Origin of the sequence: Stenomitos frigidus ULC18 (assembly GCF_003003795.1) — a bacterium.
Classification (GTDB): Bacteria; Cyanobacteriota; Cyanobacteriia; order Leptolyngbyales; family Leptolyngbyaceae; genus Stenomitos; species Stenomitos frigidus_A.
The window spans coordinates 67,093-88,968 of record NZ_PVWK01000140.1 but is presented as its reverse complement, the minus strand read 5'-3'; the positions used below and the strand labels follow the sequence as shown (position 1 = coordinate 88,968).

Below are 21,876 nucleotides of genomic sequence, written 5' to 3'. Positions count from 1 at the left end.
AAGCTCTGTCGGAACCACAAAAGAGTGCTTTCCGCGAGCCAAAATTCAAACGCTAAATTGAGGAAATAGGGTCGGCAACAGCCGTTACAACCTTGAAGGCCGACCCATCAGATCAGATCAGAGGCTACAATTAGCGCACTTTCACCTGGTACTCCGCGTTAACGGGGGCTTTTGCCGCCAGCATATTGGGCAGGTTCCAACGAATGTGGGTGTAGGCTTCAGCCGGAGCAGGGCGGGTTTCGACCTTGCCATTGGGCAGTGTTACCTGCACTGTGGGTGCTTCGACAAAACTGCGTCCGGTATCGATGCTGTAGGTCATCCGTGCTGCTTGACTGGAAGTAGCTTTAGCGGATTTGAGGACAAACACTGTTCCTTTGGGAATCGATTGATTCAGAGTCAGGTTTTTAATGGGACGATCGCCCTCGTTCTTACCCATCAGGCGATACCGTAAGACATCACCCGGTTGGGCTGCCAACTGTCCACCCTGCCAGGAAATGATTTCCTTGCCTTGAGCATCTTTGCTGATGACTTGCTTCTCACCCATCAGATTCAGCTGTACTTTCGGATGCTGCATCGCTTTGGCGATCGCCACATCGGAGTTAAACAAACCCGCCACAACGGGCAATTTGCTGGCGAAGGGAATGGTCAGGATCACAGCCGCGACACTCAGACCAAGTGCGAATTGACGTTTCATGCTTTCAACCTCTATAAGCTTGGTAATGAATAAAGTGGGAGTCAGCGATTCCTTGCAGAAACCGCTGATTAGGGTGCCATTGGTCTAGTTGATCTTGCGGCGGAAAATGAAGGTGCCGCTGGCTCCGGGTTGTATGGAGATGGCTAGCGTGTTGGTGTAACGGGTGACATCCGCTGCTGCCGTCGTTCCCGTCTGATCGCCGCTGGGGGAGTAAGCGATCGTGCCGAACTGGGCAGTCGTTGAACCCACCACATTGCTGGTATCAATCGTGCCGTTGGTATCGTTATCTTTCGCCCATGTGTTGGTGCCAGCGGTGCCATCCTCAGTGATGACCACATTGCCTGCGTTGAGGGTGACGTTCCCTGCACCGACGGGAGCGATCGAAATATTTGTGTAGGTAATACGGTACTCAATGAATCTGCCAGTACGCAGATTGGCAGCCGTTGGGGTCTGCGTATAGTTCTCAACCACCGTCGTACCATCGGTATCAAGGATGCGAGCATCCTTCACTACCTTCAGGAAGCCGGTGTAAACGCGATCGATCGTTCGGTTTTGAGTGGGTTCTGCGGCCGCCAGATCCGGTCTGCCGTTTCCATTCACATCCTGGAAGGCGTAAATAGGAATAGAGAACCCATTGCCAGTATCGGTGGAAAGGGCGGTGCCAGTCGGCAAATCTACAGCCACGCTGTAGTTCACCGACGTGCCAGCGGTCAGCGTGGGAATAATAATGGCGGTGCCAGAGGTGAAGATGAAGTTGGTGCCGTTGTAGGTGTAGACTGCCGTTTGAGCACCATAGGTTAGTGTGACGGTTGTCCCTGTAGGGGGTAGAACCTCGCCTGTACCAGGGGTGAAGTTGACAGAGTCCGGTACTAGCAGAATATTGCTCAAACTGCCTGTAGTCGGGTTATTGATCGTGTTCAGGAAGGTAACTGAATTTGGATCAATGGTTGTATTGGGTGTCTGGTTCGCTGGCACTGTGGATGACTTGTTGGTGAAGTCATCATTGTTGTTGCTTGGCCCAACTGCCCCTGGCTGCCCGTTGGAACCGTTAAGAATGGTGCCTGCTGCCGCCACGGTATAGACGTTGTCTTCACCGCCGGGACCCGTAGCGGTATTGTTGTTGTTGCTATCGATACCATCTGTCGTAGGGTTAGCAACGCCATTGGTCGGTGTGATCGAGCCCGCTGTGCCATCGTCATTGAAGTTGCTGGGAGTCTGATCACCCGATTCGTCGTAAACCAGCGTGGTACCGCCGCCTGCCGTTTGACCAAAGACCTGAGCTAGGTTAGCGATCGTCGTTGTGCCTGTCACTCCCGTCGTTGTTACCTGGAATGTAAAGCCTGTAACCGTGGTGCCAGCGGTGATGGGCCCATTGTTAACGAAACCAATCCGGATGGCATTGCCGATACCGCCGATCGTCGCGACGTTTGTGACCCAGTTTGCTGCATTCGCATTAGTGGTAGTGGGGCTATTGGTGTAAACGATCGTCCATCCAGTTGGAGCAACTGGCGTTCCAGACAAGGTTGTGCTTGCCGGAACTGCATCTGATACCAGCACACGCGTCACAGCACCACCGTTTACGTTAATCGTGGTGCCTGCCAGGTTCGCAGGGCTAAGTCCAGCGGTTCCAGCAGGGGCAGTCGCATCCACCCGCAGCGACAATCCATACGTCAATACATCGTCATTGAGTGCGGTCGTGCTGGAATCGCTATAAGCTGTGCGGGTCTTGAGAATCGCTGCAAAGGCTTGAGGCTGCGAACCCACCAGGACTTGTTGCGTCACACTGGCTTCCCGTTCACCATTGGTAGGCACACCCGTTGCTTCATTAGTAGTACCATCCAGGTTGTCAACCGTCCGAATTTCGCCAGCAGTAGCACCATCGGTGACATCAGGTTGGTTTTGGGTAGCCGCGCTGTTGTCATTCGCTCCGGTGTCGCCCAAACGCACAGCAACAGTTGCACCCGAGGAAGCCAGCCCAGAGATAGTGACAGGCACCCGCACAATGACCGAACTGCCAGCCGGAATGGACGTTGTTGTCAAGCCTCCTGCTGTCACAGTATTAAAGGTCGTTCCACCGTCAGTACTGTATTGTAATGTCCCGGCTGTACCAGGGCCTGTCACCGTTGCGCTACTAGGGATAAAGAAGCGAGTCGGATCGTTGCCGACGTTGGTGATCCGGTAGTCATAGTTAATGACATCATTTGGCAGCACCGTGCCACCGTTCACATCGGTAATTGCCAGTGGGGTCGCCGTGACACCTGCGACCTCTGCAACAGTGACTGTCACCGTGTTGGACGTGGCGTTGATGGTGGTTCCCGGAGCATTGGGGTCTTCGTAGGTGGCTGTAGCGGTGTTGCTGATGGTGGTTCCAGCAGACGTGCCATCGGCAAGTACACGAGAGGCTAGAGGCAGTAAACTACCCACTAGCAGAGTTGCGGCTAAAAGTTTGCAGTAAGACCAACGGGTTTGAGTGTTCATATCCTGAGTAAGGCTGTAGATCGCAGGTGGCAGCTTGAACCAGACTGCATCTGTGTTCATCAGAACCGCAGCTGGATTCACGCCTGAAAAGCGGAAGAGGCAGTAAAAGCGCGATCGCACACACAGATGAGCGTCGATTAAACAGAGCCTTACGGCATCCATTTGATGTGGCTTGCAACCATGTGTGAGTTTGGCGATTAGTTAAAACGATGAACGAGCGAGCGTAAGAGGCTAACGTCGGGCTCGGACGTTCTTACGCGCTACTGAAGCAAAGCTGCTTTACAAGACACACAGCACCGAGTTCATTGGAGACGAAATGTCAGTGCAGTTGTTCTTCACAACACATCGATTAGAACGCTTTGTTGCCTCATCCGATTAGGGCGTTAGATGAGGACGCTTTCCAGCAACGTTCGTCTTTGCTTGGGTTTAAGTATCTTCCTAGATAAAGTGTGCCCGAATAGACAATATTTTGTTCTCGGTGTCTTTACGTAAATTTGTATCTCAGGTGCTGAGTGCTGAGTTGCTACAAAGATATGAATTTCATTAAAAAAATGGCATTTCTCAATGAATATTGAAATCGAAAACAGCGATCGATCTGAATACTCTTTTTCCTAAAACCTTTTATTGAATGGGTTTTTTAGAGTTTCAAAAAATAATATTAACCGTGATTAATAGAAGAACTAGGCATTAAGGAACATCTGTCTTTTCAGCAGCAAATTTCGAATTTGAAGAGCAAAAGGCACCCATCATGATGCAAAAATACGCCATTTGCCGTATGGGTAATGCTAACCAAGTAGTGATGGCGTTGTGGTGATGGATGAGACACAAAAGAGCCCGATGGATACTTCAACTGGCTCCTAATACTTTTTTGCCAACCGCTCGTTCGGGTGGCCGCCTAATTCTTTGTGCCTAAACGCAGACACCGATCGCTTGTTTGCCTGCCTGGAAAAAATTGTGAGAGCACGCCTTTACTCGATCGAGCATCCTGCAAACGGTTCATCTGCTACAGAATCTCGCTTGATGCCTCAGTGGTTGAATCTTAGCCCTTCACCCGTATGAGTGGTTTCTCAAAGGACTTGCCGAAATAATTTAGTTTTAATTGGAGCTAAAGATGTGGTTTAGCCTCATCCCTGTTGATCCTGTTAACTCTATGCAAAAACGCTATTGGTATTTGCAATGGGGCGTATCGATTTACCTCGTTCGCTCATGCACGATCGCGCACTTACCTTTTCTGAGCACACCCGTCTTTGGCTCTAAAGAGGAAGCGCTAGACTATCGCGATTGGCTTTCTGCCTACGCCTTGCCGTCCCGCAAAGTTAGAGCCGAAGCTTGATCCTAAGCCTCACAGTGGTGGGGAAATGCAGGCCAAGCTGTAAGTCACTGGCTACTATGCTGATGCGAAACCAGCTTGAGACAGTTTCTCTCGTCTCGCTGACCTAAACCTGACTAAGGCTTGGGCCAGAAGTGCGATTTTTGGACGTTGAAAGCCTCTGCAATAAAGAGCCCGTGACGAGGATTGAACTCGTGACCTCACCCTTACCAAGGGTGTGCTCTACCACTGAGCCACACGGGCATTTAGGAAAAGATAAAGGCTTAAGGATAAAGGCTAAAAAGAACACGGTTCTTTTAGCGTTTATCATTCATACTTCATCCTTTCAACGTGGATGGGCCGAGCTGGATTTGAACCAGCGTAGGCGTAGCCAGCGGATTTACAGTCCGCCCCCATTAACCACTCGGGCATCGACCCACTTCACCCACGGAAATTGATCCTAGCACAACAGGGTGCATCAGATTCATAGTCAGTGAGATTTTAATCGCGAAACAATTCGTGCAGCTCTACGATTCACTTCGATCGGCTGACATGCCGTTGACATCTAGCCGTACCCTACCTGAAGTCCACAATTTGCAACCTGCAACCCGCAAGAGACCGATCGATCGCGCCGTTACGTCAAGAATCTGTGCGAATGTGCAGACCTTCACTATAATCAACGCGAGCGGCATTGCTTCTGTCTCTCTCTGCATGACCATCACCCCTTCGATCGCATGACCTTCATTTCCATCACCTACGGACTGTTCCTGCTAAGCGTGATTGGCATTTACTGGTCGGTGCAACAGCAGTGGCTCCGCATGTGGGCACTGCTTGCTGCCAGTATCGTCTTCTACTCATCCTTTCAGGTGCAGTACATTCCGCTGCTGCTGGCTGGCACGTGGGTCACGTTTCAATTGGGGCAGGCGCTTGCAGTGCCACCCGATTGGCGGATTGAAGACTGGCAGTTTGCCCAACAAGACTGGCATCGACAACGGGTGAGGCTGCTGTGGCTAGGGATTGTGGTCAATGTTTTACTGCTGTTGGGCTTTAAGTACATTCCTTTTTTGCTGTCTACGGTTGGGGCGCTGATCGGGAATCCAATACTACAAGAGCGGGCGGTGTGGACGCGCTCTAATCTAGTTGTACCCTTGGGACTGAGCTTTTTCTGCTTTGAGTGCATTGCTTATCTGGTCGATGTGTATCGTGGAGCGCCAGCGGCACAGCGGTTTCTTGATTTTTCTGCTTACAAGCTGTTTTTCGCCAAGCTGATTAGTGGCCCGATTACTCGCTATCACCCACTCGCCGCTCAAGTGCAAACGCAGACGTTTCCCAGTGTCGATCGCCTCGTCGAAGGAGTATGGTTGATTGCCTGTGGTGCAGTCAAAAAAGGGCTCCTGGCAGACAATCTGGGTGTTTTGGTTGATTTAAGCTTTCAAAACCTACAGCGGGCAGGTAGTGCTGATCTATGGTTGGCGACTGTAGCGTATGGGCTGCAGCTTTATCTCGACTTCAGCGGCTATGTCGATATGGCACGCGGTAGTGCTGTGTTGCTAGGCTTTGACTTACCGCAAAACTTTGACTTCCCCTATTTCAGCACCAGCATTGCAGACTTTTGGCGACGCTGGCATATGACGCTGGGCGACTGGTTGCGCAATTATCTTTACTTCCCGTTGGGTGGCTCGCGCCAGGGCTTGCTGCGGACGTGTCTGAATCTCATGATCATTATGGCGATCGCAGGACTTTGGCATGGTGCCGCCTGGGGTTTCATCGTTTGGGGACTGCTGCATGGCATCGCGCTAGTGGTGCACCGACTGGCGGAAGCACTCTCAAAACGGTTTTCCTGGTTGGAGCGGGCATGGCAAAGTCTACCAGGTGTGGTTCTGGCGTGGGGACTCACGCAAGGCATGGTCTTTACCACCTGGATTTTCTTTCGATTGCCAGACTTGAAAGACTCCTGGCTGGTGGTACAGCGCCTGTGGGGACATGCCGCCGACGCTCAGTTTGCTCAAAAAGTTTATTTAGAAGCGATCGGGCTGGGGCTGCTGCAAATTGCGCTGTTGCTCTGGGCGCTGATAGTCTGCATGGGCGTTGCGTACACCTGCGATCGCGTCTTCAAACTACAGCTCAATTGGCACATCAAGCTCATGCTAGTGCCGCTCTGCCTGTTTTTAGTATGGATTCTGGCACCCAAAGGCTCCCTGCCATACATCTACTTCGATTTTTAAAACGGCTATGTCATAGGTGCAGGTGCACAGCATTGAATTCATCCAACAGGAAGATTCGATACACTTTTTAACGAAGTACAGTAGTGACGATACACTTCTTAACGAAGTACAATAGTGATGTAAACGCATAGTATTCCGTTCTGCATGATTCAGTGCATGTTTCCTGCCATCATTCCAGCACGATTAGTGTCTGAGTTTAAGTTTTGGGACGGTGACAACGTTCATCAGGGAATGCGCTACGGCACGAATCTCTACCGCTGCGTTGCCTCTTTTCCGCTCAGTCAGCAGCAACAGGCATACAGCTTGGGAACCAACCTCTGTGAGCAGAATCAACAAGCTGCCCTGACCAAATCGAAGGCTGGCTACACGGTATGGCTGTCATTGCGCTCGGCTGAGATGGCTCATGACTATTTGTCTTTAGAAACCTTGGTACCAGTTGAGGCTATCTAGCCTTTGCCAAAGCAGCAACACCGCTATCAAACGATCGACAAAGCATCACGCAGTCTGGCGAATCGGAATCTCAATCACAAAGGTCGCACCCTGATCGGGGACTGAGAAACACTGCAAGCTGCCTTTGTGTCGTTCGGTAATCACCTGGTGGCTGATGGACATCCCCATGCCAGTACCCTTGCCCACAGCTTTGGTAGTAAAGAACGGGTCAAACAGACGTTTTTGGACGGTTTCGGGTATACCAGGTCCATTGTCGGCAATTTGAATGGCCACAGTCTCGTGATCGCTTGATCGTGTCTGGATGGTAATGATGCTGGGCTGCGCTGCTACCTCAGCGGGAGAGCGCTGCTGATTCTGTTCGTCCAGAGCATCGATTGCGTTGCTAAGAACGTTCATAAACACCTGGTTGAGTTGCCCCGCGTAGCACTCAATCTTGGGCAAGATGCTGTATTCCTTCACAATCTGGATGGCAGGATACTCTGATTTTGACTTCAGCCGATTGTGGAGAATCATGAGCGTACTGTCAATGCCTTCGTGGATATCGACATCTTTCACTTCGGCTTCATCTAGACGCGAGAACGATCGCAGCGACGCTACAATTTTTTGAATGCGATCGGCACCCACTTTCATGGAGACCAGAAGTTTGGGGAGATCTGCCATCAAAAACTCCAGGTCGATCGCCGTCACCTCATCCTGAATGGCATTATGGGGATTGGGATAGTGCTGTTGGTACAGTGCCAGCAGATTGAGTAAATCTTGCGTATACTCGTTGGCATGCAGCAGGTTGCCATAAATAAAGTTGACAGGATTATTGATTTCGTGCGCGACACCCGCCACCAGTTGCCCCAGGCTCGACATTTTCTCACTTTGTACCAGTTGCGTTTGAGCGTGGCGCAGTTCTTGAAGTGTCTGCTCAAGCTCACGGGTTTTTTGCTTTTCGCTGGCTTCACTTTCCCGCAATTCTGCTTCGACCTGCTTGCGTTGTGCAATCTCCGATTTCAGTTGATTGTGCGCCTGTAATTCTTTGAGCACTTTGTCAAAGGTGGTGGCTAGAAACCGAATTTCATTGGCAAGAAGAGCCTGAGGCATCGTGAAAACGCCCGTTTGTTTGCTACTGGTTACCGCATCGTTAAGCGCCTTTAAAGGATGCAGCACCGTGCGATGGATGATGATGCCCATGAATAAAAGGATGCCGACCACGCCCACCAGCAGAACGAGGGTAGAGGTAAAGAACGACTTTTCGGCATCGAATTGCATCTGCTTTAAATCGACGATCGCAATGACCAATCCTCGTCGTCCCGAAGTGCCAAACAGCACGCTACTAAACGGCAAAATTTGCGCCAGTGCAGGTTTGCCATCAACCACAATTTCCTGGCTGCTCTCTGTACCCTTCAGTGAGGCTTGCTCAAGGGCGGTTGTCAGTTCTGGATGTTTGGCTTGGAAGGAATTTCCTGCCACAGAAGAAGAGAACTGCACGGTATCTTGCGAACTCTGAGCCAAAATCAGGTTATCGGGACTGACCACCGTAATTTCAACCACAGCCGGTAAGGTCGCGTAGTTTTGTACAACCCGGCGTAGGATATTGCGGTTTTCGCGTGCCAGCAAACCTTCAGTGGAGAACTCCAGCGATTGCGTGATGGTTTGGGCGCGCTGTTTGACCTGCTGGGCTAAATCTGCCTGAATCAAACGGTAATTAACCCACATCGTTGCCAGCCCAACTGTTGTAAGTGAGAGTCCAAAGCCAAGCAAGAGTTGCTTAGAAAGACTTTGTTGTCGGATGCGGAAAAACTGCTTCAAGATTTCCATCCCTCGATCGCAGTGGTAACGGGTGCAGCATCAATTTCAATATCCTCGCGCGGGGCGCGTCCGGCGCGGGGGTCATCCTTCAAAAGCTGCGACATTTGGGCGATCGCTTGCTTGAGTCTGCTTTGCGACTGAAACATGCGCTGTTGTAGAGAGATATCCCCTTTTTTGAGTCCGGCATAGTCGCTGCCAAAGGACGCACCACTTTGATTGATTTGCTTCCCAACTTGCTCGAAAACGGCTTTTGGTTCGACATCAACCGCATGCATGACATCCAGCCAGGTAGAAATAAATTGGGTGAGTTCTGCTTTCTTGGCAGCGACGGCAGTCGATCGGGACATCAGGGTGTCAATGACAAGGCTGTCAATTTCTTTGGTAGTGTAGACAATGTTGCCTTTAATTTTTTTCGCTGTCGCACCCAACAGTGGCTCCCAGATAACGGCTCCGTCCAGTTTGCCTTGCTCCATGAGTTCAACGGCAGATTCATTGGAAACATCTTCGATTCTGACCTCCGCTGGCTTGATGTGATGCAGCTTCAATGCTTCTAACAAAATCAAATGATTCACGGTACCTAGTTTGGCACCGACCCGTTTGCCGCGCAGTGCTTCAACGGCTTTGATGCCAGCTTGCGTAACAATGCCATCGGCACCGTGCGAAATGTTCGTCACCATGACAACCGCCGGTTTGTCGTTGCCCGGATCGACCTGTACAACATCCCAAAGCGACGCAAAGGCGGCATCCAGTGCGCCCCGGAGGACAGCGCGGGAAGAGTCTTGCTGGTTTTCAAACCGAATCAGTTCAACCTCCAAGCCATGCTTTTTGAAGAGGTCAGCAGTTTTTGCGTATAGCACCACATCAAAGCCGGGCCAGGTCGTAATGCCGATTTTCAGCGGTTTCAGTGTCGGTGTTTGACCCAGGCTACAAGCATTAACTATTAAGCTCATGATCAAGGCCATGAGGCACAAGCCAGTGATCGATCGCCACCGTTGCTTCTTACTTCTGACTCGGTTGCTCAACGCGTTTAACCAGCGCATCTTTACCTGCTTCATAGCCATCTATACCTCAAATGCATGTGACAATTCCTGCCTTACAACGTCCCTTGAAGCCGGATATCACAAGGCGTTGTTGAGCTAGGAGTGAAAAAGAGTCTGGGAATTGAACGTTCGTTACGATGCATTCTGCGTTCCAGCAACGTCGTCCATGAAACAAGTAGCACCCACAGGCGACGCTTTCAGTATTCCCTGATTCATCGATGGGCTAACGCTGGTGAGGGCGTGCCGAGAAGTGCAACGTGGGCAACTCAGAAATCACCTAAGCCGTTTCACGTGGTTTGTCGCATGGGAATCTCGATCACAAACGTTGCACCCTGCCCAAAGGATGAAAGACACGTTAGGCGTCCCTTGTGGCGTTCTGTAATCACTTGATGGCTAATGGACATCCCCATGCCTGTCCCTTTACCCACTGCCTTGGTGGTAAAGAACGGTTCAAACAGACGGGTTTGCAATGCGTCGGGGATACCAGGACCATTATCAGTGATCTGGATCGCGACAAAATCTGCACCGACCACCCTGGTCTGAATCGTAATGACACTCGGATGAGCGCTGACCTCGGCTAAAGAGCGCTGCTGATTCTGTTCATCGAGGGCATCGATCGCGTTGCTGAGAATATTCATAAACACCTGATTGAGCTGTCCCGCATAGCATTCAATTTTGGGCAGCGTGCCGTAGTCCTTCACAATCTGGATGGCAGGATAGTCTGACTTGGACTTCAGCCGATTGTGGAGAATCATCAGCGTGCTGTCGATGCCCTCATGGATATCAACACCTTTCACTTCCGCTTCATCTAACCGCGAGAACGATCGCAGGGATGCCACAATTTTTTGAATGCGATCGGCACCCACTTTCATGGAGACCAGAAGTTTGGGGAGATCTGCCAGCAAAAATTCCAGGTCGATCGCTTCAATCTCAGACTGAATGGCAGCGTGAGGATTGGGATAGTACTGTTGGTAGAGCGCCAGCAAGCTCAGTAAATCTTGTAAGTACTTATTAGCGTGCAGCAAGTTGCCATAAATAAAATTGACGGGGTTATTGATTTCGTGCGCTACGCCAGCGACCAGTTGCCCCAAGCTTGACATCTTCTCGCTTTGCACCATTTGCGTTTGGGTGCGCTTTAGCTCTTGCAAGGCGTGTGCCAAGTCCACCGCTTGTTGTTTGAGCTGGGCTTCTGCCTGCTTGAGATCCGTAATGTTGAAGCTCGTGCCGACAATGCGGTGCAATCGCCCTTCTGCATTGATCAATGGGTTCAGTGTCGTCATCACCCAGGTTGATTTGCCATCAAAGGTTAGAGTTTCGGCTTCTGTAATGGCAGTTCTGGCACCAACGCAACGGCTGAGGAATTGATCAATGGCAACCCCTTCAGCCACACCAAACAGCTCAGTTGCCGTTTTACCTGCCACATCAGCGCTTGGATACCCCGTTAGCTGCTCGGATGTATGGTTATGGCTGGCGTAGTGAAATTCACCGTTTTCCAGGACATTGACAACAAAAATGGAGCAACTAACGCCGTCATAAATGCTGCGTAACAACTGCTCTTGTTGTTGCAGTTGAGCTTCGGCTTCTCTGCGATCGCGCAGGGCAGCGTGGCGCTCCCAAATTTCTTGTTGCAACTGTTCAACCGTCAGTTCCAGTTCAGCATTGCGAGCTTTAATACTGGCTTCGAGTTCGGCATTAATGCGCTGTAATGCCAGTGCACGTTCCTTTTGTTGTGTAATCAAATCAGCAAAAATCATGATGCCGCCGATTGTGCCCGTCTGAGCGCCTGTGGGGTAGTACCAGGGGCGCACTTCCCACTTGAGCCAATCAATGCTGCTATCGGCATGGGTGATGGCTTCTTCCTCAGACCGCTCGATCGCGCCCGCCAAACACCGCTGATGAATGGCTTTCCAATGCAGCGGCAGATCGGGGAAAAGGTCGTAGTGAGACTGCCCAATCGCATCGCGATCGACCAAATCGTAATCTTCCAGCCAACGACGGCTCGCGACCAGGTAACGCATGTTGCGATCGAACATGGCGATCGAGGCAGGGCTTTGTTCGACAAACACCCGCAGCAGTGTGGCTTGATCAGTTTCTATACTGTTCGATTCCAAGCCTAATTGAGTGGACTGCATTGGCATCAAACACTCCGAAAAACGAGAACAGAAGCGACGGCTGAGTCGTATCCAGTGTGCCCTAATTTGCTGGTGGGTTAACGTATCGGAGGATTGGTGAAGGCTGCGATCGCTAGGCACGATTTTATCTAACTATTTTGATTGTGTGAATTGGCAACCGTAAAAAAACGTGTTATGACAGATTAGGTAATTAATATTTTGAGGGATGAAAAAAGAATCTTTAGAAGAACCACCTGTAGAACCGGGCACTCAACTCTCGCAACAAGCAACTGATGCCCAGGTTCAAGAATCAGAAGATTTGATTAAACTGCGAGAAAGTTTCAAAGCGCTTGATTTGGAGACTGATCCAATTAAGCGTGAGTATCTGCTTGCCGAAAAAGCAAAAGAGAATAATCTTGCGATTGGAAAGTACCGCCGACTCTTTGGTTTATACGAAAAAACACTTCCTCCACGATTTCCTACATGGACAGGGTTTCAAGGAAAAACCGCCTGGGATTTATTGCAGTTGGTTGTTGTTCCTCTAGGACTAGCATTAGCTGCCTTTTTGCTTCAATTCTGGGCAAGCTCAAATCAACAAAAGCTCTCAGACGACCAAAATCGAGAGAAACAAAAGCTCTCAGATGACCAAGATCGAGAGAAGGCTTTCAATGCTTATATTGACAACATCGAAAGATTGATGCCCACACTAAGAAACGCTCAACCTGAGGACGAAATCAGTATCATCGCACGGACAAGAACGCTGACAGTATTTCGTCAACTCAAGGGTGATGGGCAACGAAAAGGGCAGGTGATTCGCTTTCTAAAAGAAGCCAACCTCATTAAGCGGAGAGATCTTAAGGTTGACCTGAGTACAGCAGATTTAAGTCAAGCAGTTCTCAAAGATATAGATTTATCCAAGACCCACTTTTTCAACGTGAATCTTCAGGAAGCAGACCTTCGTGGAACTAGCTTTAAAGACACCGAATTGAGGCGAGCAAAATTGGAACGAACAAAATTGGAAAAAGCAGAGTTCCAAGGAGCTGATTTGTCTGGAGCTAATTTGCAAGATGCTCAATTAGATCCTGAACTGAATGACGCTTTACAGATAGCAGCAAAGCTTACGGAGAAGCAATCTTCGCAAGCTTTGCCAGAGCTACCTTTTGTAGGAATTTGTGGTGCAACGTTACCAGATGGAAAACGGATTGGTGTTGGTTGCCCAGGACCGCAAGCTATTTCAGGCGGAGCAGCTTATGCCGCAGAACGGATTTACATTCGTTCAAGTCCGGGAATTAAATCTCCAACGATCGGGTCTTTAGAAGTAAATGATAAAATTCGTTTGACTGGTGCAGAACGGTATGCAGATGGTTCCACTTGGGTTCAACTTGAAGATGGCGGATGGATAGTGAATTAGTATTGAAAGTCTACCTCCTGTGTAAACTGCGCCGACCCTGCAAACTTATCAATCCATCTAACGCAATACTGTTACAATACGCCACATTGCCCTTGATGGCGTAGCAGATGATCGCATAGCACTAACGCAACCATTGCTTCGACCATTGGCACGGCACGAGGCAACACGCAGGGATCATGACGACCTTTCGCAGCGAGCGTGACTGCTTCACCTTCATTCGTCACTGTGTTCTGTTCTTTGCGAATGGTGGCAGTGGGCTTGAAGGCAACGCGAATGATGATGTTCTCGCCGTTGGAGATGCCGCCCTGTACGCCGCCCGATCGATTGGTGACGGTACGAATGTTGCCGTTCTCATCGGTATAAAACTCGTCGTTGTGCTCACTGCCTGTGAGCAATGTGCCCGCAAAACCAGAGCCAATTTCAAAGCCTTTGCTGGCTGGAAGGGACATTACGCCTTTTGCTAGATCTGCCTCTAGCTTGTCAAAAACGGGCATGCCCAGGCTTTTGGGCACTTGACGGGCAACACATTCGACCACACCTCCGATCGAGTCTCCTTCCTTCCGCACCTGCTCGATCAGGTCAATCATGCGATCGGCAGCGTTGGAATCAGGACAGCGGACAATGTTGCTCTCAACCTGCTCCAGCGTCACCGTTTCAGGATCAACTACGCCTTCTAGATCTTTGATGCGCTTGACGTAGCCGATGATTTCAACGCCTGCGACCTGATGGAGAATCTTTTTGGCGATCGCTCCTGCTGCCACTCGTCCAATGGTCTCCCGCGCGGACGATCGTCCACCACCCTGCCAGCTGCGAATGCCATATTTTTCGTCATAGGTGGCATCCGCATGAGACGGACGATACTTGACTGCCATCTCGTCGTAGTCTTGCGATCGCTGGTCTTTGTTGCGAACGAGGAGGGCGATCGGCGTGCCCGTCGTTTTGCCGTCCATCATGCCAGAGAGAATTTCGCACTGATCCGCTTCATTGCGCGGCGTTGTAATCTTGCTCTGCCCCGGTCGGCGACGATTGAGCTCTGCCTGGATTTCTTCGACCGAAATCTCCAGTCTGGGTGGGCAACCATCAATGACGACACCTACGCCGCCGCCATGCGATTCGCCAAAGGTGGTAATGCGAAAGAGATGACCGAAGGTGTTGCCCATAGTGTCCAAAAAGATAGCGGAAGATCGATCGTAATTGAAAACGGCTATCTAAAGTCAAATTAGCTGCTTCTAAAGCCTTTTCTACTTCAGCTTGAATGCTACCGTCACATTATGCAGATTGGCATCTGGAAAAGCCGTTGTATAGTCTTGAACGAGGGTTTGCAGTGCGTCAAAATAGCGAAAGGCAGCGACTAACTGCGCCCATGTTGGATTGTGATGAAACTGGATGCCCAATTGCTTTGCCGCTTTTCGACACCCATTGAATGAACCATACCGTTGTTTCAGTGCGGCTTGATCAAGGACAGGTGGAGGCTGAAAACGGGTGGCGGGTAGGGCATTAGAGTTTGTCTCTGCTTGCTGGTTAAGCTGATTAACCGCAACTTGCGCTACTGTGAAAATTTGGGCGGCATTCACAAGATCCGCCTGGTGATTGGTCTGTAGTTGATCCAATAACTGAGTAATGCGTTTTTTGCCCATGTTATAAATCGCGCAGCGATCGTTGAACAGAAGCCGGATCAGAATACATTTGCGGGTTTTCCTGACGATCCTCTGGGTTTAAGGGTGTAGGCGAAGGAGGCAAGGTTCCTGAACCCGCGCTGAAATCATCATTTTCTTCTCGCCACCAGGTAATTAATGCTTTCAACGCTCGCCAAAAGCGGTTAAAGCGACCAGGGAATGCCATTGCTCCCATCGGGCTACCGATATCCTCAACATCCTTAAACGCCTGGGAAATTTGATCCAGATGGGAAGACATCGTGCCTAATTCCTGCTTCAAGGACGTAATGTTGTCCTGTTGGCTCTGAGTTAATGTTTGTTTGTCTTGCTCAAGCTGATGGATGAACTGCTCTAACCGGGCGGCATCATTCTGCAGTGTCGATATCGTCTGCTTATGCTCTTCGTTCCGACGAATGAGTTGCGATCGACTTCGGTTTGTAAAAATCAGACAGTCTCGCATCTCGACATAAAACTGACTGGCATCCGACAAACTAAGATGCTCCACCGTTTTCGGGAAATCGGTCGCCGAACGGAAGCGATCGGTCGGATGCTTTGAGGTAGCCATTGTGTCACTCCAGCATTGATGCCATTCTTTCTTTCATTATTGGCAAAGTTCATCGAACTTGCTGCCGTGAGAACAACCTTTTATAAAACTTTTTTATTTACAGACAAAAGCGCCCCCATAGAAGAGAGCGCTTTTGTTTAGCGAGAGACTGGTGGATTAGCCGTCGATCGCGGGAGCCTGCATCGAGACGAGGGTGGGTTCGCCAGATGCGAGGTCAAGTGGGAAGTTGTGAGCGTTGCGCTCGTGCATCACTTCCATACCAAGGTTGGCGCGGTTCAGCACGTCTGCCCAGGTGTTTACAACGCGACCTTGAGAATCCAAAATCGACTGGTTGAAGTTAAACCCATTCAGGTTAAACGCCATCGTGCTGATACCCAGAGCCGTGAACCAGATACCCACTACTGGCCATGCACCCAAGAAGAAGTGCAAGGAGCGAGAGTTGTTGAAGCTGGCATATTGGAAGATCAACCGACCGAAGTAGCCGTGCGCTGCGACGATGTTGTAGGTTTCTTCTTCTTGACCGAACTTGTAGCCTTCGTTTGCCGATTCATTCTCGCTGGTCTCACGCACCAGTGAAGACGTCACCAGTGAACCATGCATTGCGGAGAACAAGCTACCACCAAACACACCCGCCACACCTAACATGTGGAAGGGGTGCATCAAAATGTTGTGTTCAGCCTGGAACACGAACATGAAGTTAAACGTACCTGAGATACCAAGAGGCATACCGTCGGAGAAAGAACCTTGTCCGATGGGGTAGATCAACAGCACTGACGTAGCTGCAGCCAAAGGTGCAGAGTAAGCCACGCAGATCCAGGGGCGCATGCCGAGGCGGTAGGACAGTTCCCACTGGCGTCCCATGTAAGCGAAGATGCCAATCAGGAAGTGGAACACAACCAGCTGGTAAGGACCACCGTTGTAGAGCCACTCATCCAGGGAAGCAGCTTCCCAAATGGGATACAGGTGCAGACCGATCGCATTAGACGAAGGCACAACGGCACCAGAGATGATGTTGTTGCCGTACATCAAGGAGCCAGCGACGGGCTCACGGATACCATCGATGTCTACAGGAGGAGCAGCGATGAAGGCAATGATGAACGCAATAGTAGCGGTCAGCAGAGTCGGGATCATCAAGACACCGAACCAGCCTACATAAATGCGGTTATCAGTGCTGGTGATCCAGTTGCAAAACCGATCCCATACACTGCCGCTTTCGCGTCTTTGAATGGTTGTCGTCATAGTGGTAATAATTGCTAGAAACTACAGGAGAAATCCGTAGCCAAAGAATGAATGTTCGGTAATTTTTACCCAGTTACAGGTTTTACCTACTTCTTATAGTATTAACATTCGTTTTTCTTTGTCGGCGCTGTCTGTGAATATTTGTCAATGAGATTACCCTCTGAAATTATTCTCCAAAACCGCTTGTTAGAAAGGCTTTTGAGTATTGCCTAATGCAATTCAACGAATGGCGTGAGGCAGTGTCATTTAAGTTTTGTAAAGCTTAAATGATGCATCAATGGGTTCGCCTAACGCTTGCAAGTACTAGCCAATCAGGGTCTAAGAAACAATTGAATGTAGAATTTTGGTGTTCTCAAGGCTACGCTTTTTAACGTGTCTGCAACGATTAGCAATCTTTCTTAATTGTTAGAGTTCCGAAATCTTCACTGACCAAAATTTTTTCACTGGCCGAATACGTGGTTGTTAGACAACCAGTTTACTTAAATCGCTGTAGTGACAACGAGAGCCACGGGCCCTCATTTTGCGAGTTCTTTCAGTCAGCAATGGCAAGTTTAGGTACAGAAACTTTGCCGATAGAAACAAGGCGTCTGTCGCTCGGTTCCCGTCGACTGATTCATCGAAGGCGATCGCCACCCCCAGTTAGTCCAACTTCAGCGCATTGGCAGGAACGTCATCCCACGAAGTAACCGTGCGCAGTCGAGCAATCCACCCGGCTGCAACCTGATCGTCCGTCAAATTTTCCTGAAAGGATTGATGGCAATCTTGCGCGTGGCTTTCATCACAGCACGCAATGCAGGAGTAAAGGATGCCGGACGGATCAATCTGTTCATTTACCCAAATAGACATAGTTGCGCCCTCCTTGGGAGATTGTGGAGCTTTAGGTGATGGCTTTCGGATTGTAGCGTTCAGAAGCAAGCCAGTGAGTGTAATCGGCGATGCTTCTCCCATCTTCAACCGCTCTCATCTTCAGCCTAAACGCTATAATCTGCAATGGTTTCGTCACGTTTCTTACCCTGCCATCAGCGTCAGTGCGTCTCCTGTGACACGGCAGATGCGCCAATCGGGTAAAACAGTGGCTCCCATTTTCTCGTAGAAGGCGATCGCGGGTGCATTCCAGTCCAGCACGCTCCATTCCAGGCGTCCACAATTTTCTGCGATCGCTCGTTGCGCCAAATAAGTGAGTAGCGCTTTGCCAATGCCTCGCTGCCGATACTCTGGCAACACAAACAGATCTTCCAGGTAAATGCCTGGCTTCGTCAAAAAGGTTGAATAGTTATAGAAGAACAACGCGAAGCCAGCAGCTTGTCCGTCCACTTCTGCCAAAATCGCCTCTGCATAGCGCCTGGAGCCGAATAGATGCTCTCTGAGTGCCTCTGGAGTGCCCGTTACGGCATCTGGCAATCGCTCGTACTCTGCCAACGCCTGAATTAATTTGAACAAAACAGACACATCATCAGGGGTCGCTGAACGCAACATCACCTCTGTGGGTGTGGCAACCATTTATTCCTTGCCCCAAAATTTTTGTTAGAAAATCATCTTTATATTAGTCGAACACGCTATATAAGTAGCAGCACACTGCATAGTGACTAGATTTTTTAGCTAAGCAATCAGGAGCAAGCATGGGTAAAAAAGGCATGGGCTGGGTACCTGACTACCCGGATGTGAGAGATTGCACACTTCGCCACGATCGCGTGCAAAACGTTCAGAAAGGTACGGCGCAACCACTCGGTGATATCGATCAGACCGACCAACGCATCCGGCAACTGATTGACATTCTCAAAATCAAATTACCAAACATTGAATTTGACGCGCTCACAGCCCTCACAACTGATGTTCAAAAAGATATTGATCAGCATCTCTATTTTTTGACAGCTGCCTTTACAGAAGGGATACTTGCACTAGAAAGCGAAGGGAAAGAAGTTACTGAACTGCAGGCAAAATTGATCAAATTAGGCATTTTGCATGAAACGGATCTCGCCGCTGCAGGATATTTTGATGAAGCTACTGAGAACGCTGTCAAACAATTTCAACAGAATCAACTCATTGAGCCTGCAAATGGCATTGTAACAGCCGTTACTAAAGCCGAATTACTTGCACTAACCGCAATTGATGGCAAGATTCGTCGGAGCAAGTACAATCCAATGCTCAAAAACTTTAGCAACTTTAACCTGACAACTATATGTGCTCAAGAGTTGCTTAAGCAAGCAATGCCAAAACTGACTATCACCGATCCACCGGGCATTTTTGGCAAATCGACCTATGAAGCCGTAATCGCCTTTCAAACGGCAAACAGTTTATTAGCCGATGGCATTATTGGGCCACAGACAGGAGAAGCGCTAGAAAGGAAGCGCAAGCAGACACTCGACTTTCCTTTAAGGCCAGTGCCGCGTCGCATCTTTAAGGAACGTGCTAATGAGATCTACAACATCATTTTAGCTGCAGAAGGTGGAGAGGATAAGATTGTTGATTTGTTAGGAGGTCATGATCAAATTAGCGCTGTTTTGCTCGGTTCTAGTACATCAATTAGTGCATCAAATTTATCACTTACGTCGCAAGAAAAAGTTCAACGATACATTGAGCCACTGACTGAACTTTTAACTCAATTAGCTCCCTGTCTTGGCGAAGACGATCGCATAACTGCCTTAAAGACTGGTTACAACATTGTGAAGCGCATTCCGTTCAAGACGTATGATAGCGGTCAGCCAAAATTTTCTCCCCCTAATGAGCAAGACGTACCGTTAACGGGTAATGACTTAAAACTAATTATCGAGCGTCTTAAAGATGCAGGCTACATTGCGAGTAACATCTTCCAGTACGCAGACTACAAAATTGGTGATTCTGGGCCAGCCGTTATTTATATCCAGGAACGTTTACGCGCCCTAGGATATTACAGCGCTCCCATTACAGGCTATTTTGAGCAGCTTACAGAAGAGGCCGTCAAGCAATTTCAGACTGCCATAATGCGGGACGGGGAAGCATTAGATGGTGTTGTTAATCTTGCCACCATACTCAAGCTCTATGAAAACCCGGATGCTCGTCGGGAAGCATTCAAAGCGCTAGAACCCCCAATTGCGCCTCAATTTATTGAAACGCTCATTTGTCAAACCAAAGTTGTCGGGCGAACCATGAAAGTGCTGTTAGCAGATGCTCAAACAGGACAGTCATCAACTCTGCCCACGCAGCAACTCGATCGATTGACTGCGATCGCCACACAGCTCAATGATGAACTGTCAAAGCTGGTGGTGTTGGACGAGAGCAACAGCGAGTCCCAAGACAGGCAGCAAATAGTTGCTGGACTGTTCAAAGAGGCAATCAACTCGCAAAAGCCCTTAGCCGTTAGGCAAGACGCCGTCAAACAGATGCTGGTGCTGATGACAACCGTCATTACTCGCCCGGTTGTCAAGGTGATTGCCCAAATCGTTGCACCTATCGCTCAATATAGTGATCTGGAAGAAGCCTGTGCCGACGGTCTGGCTCGGTTTAAGGTGTTTGCCAACTTCGATCGCGTCAAAGTCATCGAGAGGCAGCTAAAAGGGCATGTATTCACAGTATCTGATAGGCCTGAGTCCCCAGACCAGTACGAACCGCTGGTTGAAACGCTGACGACTATGCAAGCAGAATTTAAGCGCTATGGGCGATCGCTTGAACAGGCCAACCCGCTGAGCCAATTTCAACCACTGGTAATGACCGCACTAAAAACGGTTGCTCAATGGGGTATCCTTTTTCCGTCACCCAAGAACGCAGTGGACGCACCCACTGACACAACATCGCCTTCGATCGGAGCAAATGTTCAGGAATGTTTGCTCCGAGAACTTTGTCTACTTCCTGAGTACGATGGTCAGCATGCTGAAGACATCCAGGCTTTCTTAAAGACCCAGCCGTTCGATCGATGCTCAAACTCGCCTGATCAGGCGGTGAACCCTGTGCGAACACAAACCTTTATCCATGTGCAGCATGAGTGCAACGAATGTTTGCTGCAAGTGCCGATGCTCGGTAAGCTCTGCAAAACGCTGTTGCCTATTGCTCAAGCGTCCACAAAACCGCTATTGATCGACTCAGGTAGCAGCTTATACCTGACTCTACCCGCAGCAGTCGATTTAAGTTTTTGGTGTACGCCTGTTGAGGATCAGGGTAATCTGGATGCCTGTACTGCCCATGCTGGGGTTGCCTTGATTGAATACTTTGAGAAGCGTAGCTGTGGTAATCCCATTGATGCCTCTCGGCGTTTCCTTTATAAAGTCACCCGTGATCTAATGCACAGTCAGGGCGATACGGGCGCGTCCGTACGGGAAACCATGAAGGCGATGGTGCTGTTTGGCGTACCGCCAGAAGAATACTGCCCCTATGACGAGAAGCGCTATGACGAAGATCCGTCTGCTTTTTGCTATGCGTTTGCCCAGAATTATCAGGCTATGACTTACTTTCGTCTGGATGCAGCCGGAATCGCTACAAAAGAACTGCTAGCGCAGATTAAAACAGTTTTGGTTGCGGGCTTTCCCTGTATGTTTGGGTTTACAGTCTACGACTCTATCTATGACGAGGCCAATCCACCTGGTCACATTCTTTACCCAAAGGGGAATGAAAAGCGAGAAGGTGGGCATGCCGCGATCGTCGTCGGCTATGACGACTACAAAAAGGTCAAAAACGCGCCCAATGCAGGAGCGTTACTCATTAAGAATTCTTGGGGCAAAACCTGGGGAGTAAGCGGCTATGGTTGGCTACCCTACGACTATGTGCTGGTAGGCTTAGCACGCGATTGGTGGTCGCTGATCAAAGCAGAGTGGGTAGAGACAGAGCAGTTTGGGTTGGGCTCTAATAACAGTTGGGGCTCCAACATGGGACGTGGCGGCGACCATGGACAGCCACCGCCGCAACCGGCCTCATAGCCAGTTGATTGCTAAG

General features: G+C 49.7%; 18 protein-coding genes and 2 tRNA genes. 7 read left to right on the top strand and 13 right to left on the bottom strand.

The genetic code is table 11. The features are described 5' to 3' along the window. Positions 1-130: 130 nt before the first annotated feature. On the bottom strand, positions 131-694 hold the full coding sequence (locus tag C7B82_RS25690) for a hypothetical protein (RefSeq protein ID WP_106259607.1): 564 nt from the start codon (positions 692-694) through the stop codon (positions 131-133). A gap of 84 nt (positions 695-778) precedes the next feature. Beyond that, complete coding sequence (locus tag C7B82_RS25685; RefSeq protein WP_245940091.1) at positions 779-3,334, bottom strand: beta strand repeat-containing protein; 2,556 nt, start codon at positions 3,332-3,334, stop codon at positions 779-781. 741 nt (positions 3,335-4,075) lie between these two features. Here C7B82_RS25685 and C7B82_RS32705 point away from each other — a divergent pair. After that, positions 4,076-4,231: a hypothetical protein gene (locus C7B82_RS32705; RefSeq protein WP_181357686.1), complete on the top strand. Its 156-nt coding sequence runs from the start codon at positions 4,076-4,078 to the stop codon at positions 4,229-4,231. Positions 4,232-4,322: 91 nt separating this feature from the next. Continuing rightward, complete coding sequence (locus C7B82_RS25680) at positions 4,323-4,505, top strand: hypothetical protein (RefSeq protein WP_106259606.1); 183 nt, start codon at positions 4,323-4,325, stop codon at positions 4,503-4,505. 168 nt (positions 4,506-4,673) lie between these two features. Here C7B82_RS25680 and C7B82_RS25675 read toward each other — a convergent pair. After that, positions 4,674-4,745, bottom strand: a tRNA-Thr gene (locus C7B82_RS25675). Between the two features lie 92 nt (positions 4,746-4,837). Further along, positions 4,838-4,919, bottom strand: a tRNA-Tyr gene (locus C7B82_RS25670). Positions 4,920-5,033: 114 nt separating this feature from the next. Between C7B82_RS25670 and C7B82_RS31665 the strand changes: the two genes are divergently transcribed. The 3 genes from C7B82_RS31665 to C7B82_RS25660 all read left to right on the top strand — a co-directional run bounded on the left by C7B82_RS31665 (position 5,034) and on the right by C7B82_RS25660 (position 7,156). Then, the gene (locus C7B82_RS31665) at positions 5,034-5,219 is read left to right on the top strand and encodes a hypothetical protein (RefSeq protein WP_146141267.1); all 186 of its coding nucleotides are present in this window, start codon (positions 5,034-5,036) and stop codon (positions 5,217-5,219) included. Further along, positions 5,216-6,706, top strand: a complete 1,491-nt coding sequence (locus C7B82_RS25665; protein WP_106259605.1) for an MBOAT family O-acyltransferase — start codon at positions 5,216-5,218, stop codon at positions 6,704-6,706. Before C7B82_RS31665 ends, C7B82_RS25665 begins: the two co-directional genes overlap by 4 nt. A gap of 156 nt (positions 6,707-6,862) precedes the next feature. Continuing rightward, positions 6,863-7,156: a hypothetical protein gene (locus tag C7B82_RS25660; protein ID WP_106259604.1), complete on the top strand. Its 294-nt coding sequence runs from the start codon at positions 6,863-6,865 to the stop codon at positions 7,154-7,156. Between the two features lie 45 nt (positions 7,157-7,201). Here C7B82_RS25660 and C7B82_RS25655 read toward each other — a convergent pair whose 3' ends face one another. The 3 genes from C7B82_RS25655 to C7B82_RS25645 all read right to left on the bottom strand — a co-directional run bounded on the left by C7B82_RS25655 (position 7,202) and on the right by C7B82_RS25645 (position 12,131). Continuing rightward, entirely contained in the window at positions 7,202-8,962 is a 1,761-nt protein-coding gene (locus C7B82_RS25655; protein WP_106259603.1) for a sensor histidine kinase, read from the bottom strand. Next, complete coding sequence (locus C7B82_RS25650) at positions 8,950-9,993, bottom strand: ABC transporter substrate-binding protein (RefSeq protein WP_106259602.1); 1,044 nt, start codon at positions 9,991-9,993, stop codon at positions 8,950-8,952. Before C7B82_RS25650 ends, C7B82_RS25655 begins: the two co-directional genes overlap by 13 nt. Before the next feature lie 287 nt (positions 9,994-10,280). After that, positions 10,281-12,131, bottom strand: coding sequence for a PAS domain-containing sensor histidine kinase (locus tag C7B82_RS25645; RefSeq protein ID WP_106259601.1), 1,851 nt, complete (start codon positions 12,129-12,131; stop codon positions 10,281-10,283). A 199-nt stretch (positions 12,132-12,330) separates the two neighbouring features. Between C7B82_RS25645 and C7B82_RS25640 the strand changes: the two genes are divergently transcribed. Beyond that, a complete protein-coding gene (locus C7B82_RS25640) occupies positions 12,331-13,515 on the top strand; it encodes a pentapeptide repeat-containing protein (protein ID WP_106259600.1) in 1,185 nt (394 codons plus the stop codon). Positions 13,516-13,586: 71 nt separating this feature from the next. On the opposite strand, the gene aroC is transcribed toward C7B82_RS25640, so the two are convergent. The 6 genes from aroC to C7B82_RS25610 all read right to left on the bottom strand — a co-directional run bounded on the left by aroC (position 13,587) and on the right by C7B82_RS25610 (position 18,474). Next, positions 13,587-14,675 (bottom strand): chorismate synthase, encoded by a 1,089-nt coding sequence (aroC, locus tag C7B82_RS25635; RefSeq protein WP_106259599.1) that lies wholly within the window; start codon positions 14,673-14,675, stop codon positions 13,587-13,589. Between the two features lie 81 nt (positions 14,676-14,756). Further along, the gene (locus C7B82_RS25630) at positions 14,757-15,152 is read right to left on the bottom strand and encodes a hypothetical protein (RefSeq protein ID WP_106259598.1); all 396 of its coding nucleotides are present in this window, start codon (positions 15,150-15,152) and stop codon (positions 14,757-14,759) included. Position 15,153: 1 nt separating this feature from the next. Beyond that, positions 15,154-15,735, bottom strand: coding sequence for a hypothetical protein (locus tag C7B82_RS25625; RefSeq protein WP_106259597.1), 582 nt, complete (start codon positions 15,733-15,735; stop codon positions 15,154-15,156). A 156-nt stretch (positions 15,736-15,891) separates the two neighbouring features. Further along, positions 15,892-16,974 carry a photosystem II q(b) protein gene (psbA, locus tag C7B82_RS25620; protein ID WP_106259596.1) on the bottom strand — a complete coding sequence of 361 codons (1,083 nt, stop codon included), beginning with the start codon at positions 16,972-16,974 and terminating at the stop codon, positions 15,892-15,894. A gap of 639 nt (positions 16,975-17,613) precedes the next feature. Further along, complete coding sequence (locus C7B82_RS25615; RefSeq protein WP_106259676.1) at positions 17,614-17,820, bottom strand: glycogen debranching protein; 207 nt, start codon at positions 17,818-17,820, stop codon at positions 17,614-17,616. 162 nt (positions 17,821-17,982) lie between these two features. Next, a complete protein-coding gene (locus C7B82_RS25610) occupies positions 17,983-18,474 on the bottom strand; it encodes a GNAT family N-acetyltransferase (protein ID WP_106259595.1) in 492 nt (163 codons plus the stop codon). Positions 18,475-18,593: 119 nt separating this feature from the next. Here C7B82_RS25610 and C7B82_RS35305 point away from each other — a divergent pair, with 119 nt between their 5' ends. Then, positions 18,594-21,860, top strand: coding sequence for a peptidoglycan-binding protein (locus tag C7B82_RS35305; protein ID WP_106259594.1), 3,267 nt, complete (start codon positions 18,594-18,596; stop codon positions 21,858-21,860). The last annotated feature ends 16 nt before the right edge of the window (positions 21,861-21,876 follow it).

Bases quoted from the DNA above. Each gene is read 5' to 3' on its own strand.
- C7B82_RS25690 (WP_106259607.1), bottom strand. From the start codon at position 694: ATGAAACGTCAATTCGCACTTGGTCTGAGTGTCGCGGCTGTGATCCTG.
- C7B82_RS25685 (WP_245940091.1), bottom strand. From the start codon at position 3,334: ATGGATGCCGTAAGGCTCTGTTTAATCGACGCTCATCTGTGTGTGCGA.
- C7B82_RS25680 (WP_106259606.1), top strand. From the start codon at position 4,323: ATGCAAAAACGCTATTGGTATTTGCAATGGGGCGTATCGATTTACCTC.
- C7B82_RS31665 (WP_146141267.1), top strand. From the start codon at position 5,034: ATGCCGTTGACATCTAGCCGTACCCTACCTGAAGTCCACAATTTGCAA.
- C7B82_RS25665 (WP_106259605.1), top strand. From the start codon at position 5,216: ATGACCTTCATTTCCATCACCTACGGACTGTTCCTGCTAAGCGTGATT.
- C7B82_RS25660 (WP_106259604.1), top strand. From the start codon at position 6,863: ATGTTTCCTGCCATCATTCCAGCACGATTAGTGTCTGAGTTTAAGTTT.
- C7B82_RS25655 (WP_106259603.1), bottom strand. From the start codon at position 8,962: ATGGAAATCTTGAAGCAGTTTTTCCGCATCCGACAACAAAGTCTTTCT.
- C7B82_RS25650 (WP_106259602.1), bottom strand. From the start codon at position 9,993: ATGCGCTGGTTAAACGCGTTGAGCAACCGAGTCAGAAGTAAGAAGCAA.
- C7B82_RS25645 (WP_106259601.1), bottom strand. From the start codon at position 12,131: ATGCCAATGCAGTCCACTCAATTAGGCTTGGAATCGAACAGTATAGAA.
- C7B82_RS25640 (WP_106259600.1), top strand. From the start codon at position 12,331: ATGAAAAAAGAATCTTTAGAAGAACCACCTGTAGAACCGGGCACTCAA.
- aroC (WP_106259599.1), bottom strand. From the start codon at position 14,675: ATGGGCAACACCTTCGGTCATCTCTTTCGCATTACCACCTTTGGCGAA.
- C7B82_RS25630 (WP_106259598.1), bottom strand. From the start codon at position 15,152: ATGGGCAAAAAACGCATTACTCAGTTATTGGATCAACTACAGACCAAT.
- C7B82_RS25625 (WP_106259597.1), bottom strand. From the start codon at position 15,735: ATGGCTACCTCAAAGCATCCGACCGATCGCTTCCGTTCGGCGACCGAT.
- psbA (WP_106259596.1), bottom strand. From the start codon at position 16,974: ATGACGACAACCATTCAAAGACGCGAAAGCGGCAGTGTATGGGATCGG.
- C7B82_RS25615 (WP_106259676.1), bottom strand. From the start codon at position 17,820: ATGTCTATTTGGGTAAATGAACAGATTGATCCGTCCGGCATCCTTTAC.
- C7B82_RS25610 (WP_106259595.1), bottom strand. From the start codon at position 18,474: ATGGTTGCCACACCCACAGAGGTGATGTTGCGTTCAGCGACCCCTGAT.
- C7B82_RS35305 (WP_106259594.1), top strand. From the start codon at position 18,594: ATGGGTAAAAAAGGCATGGGCTGGGTACCTGACTACCCGGATGTGAGA.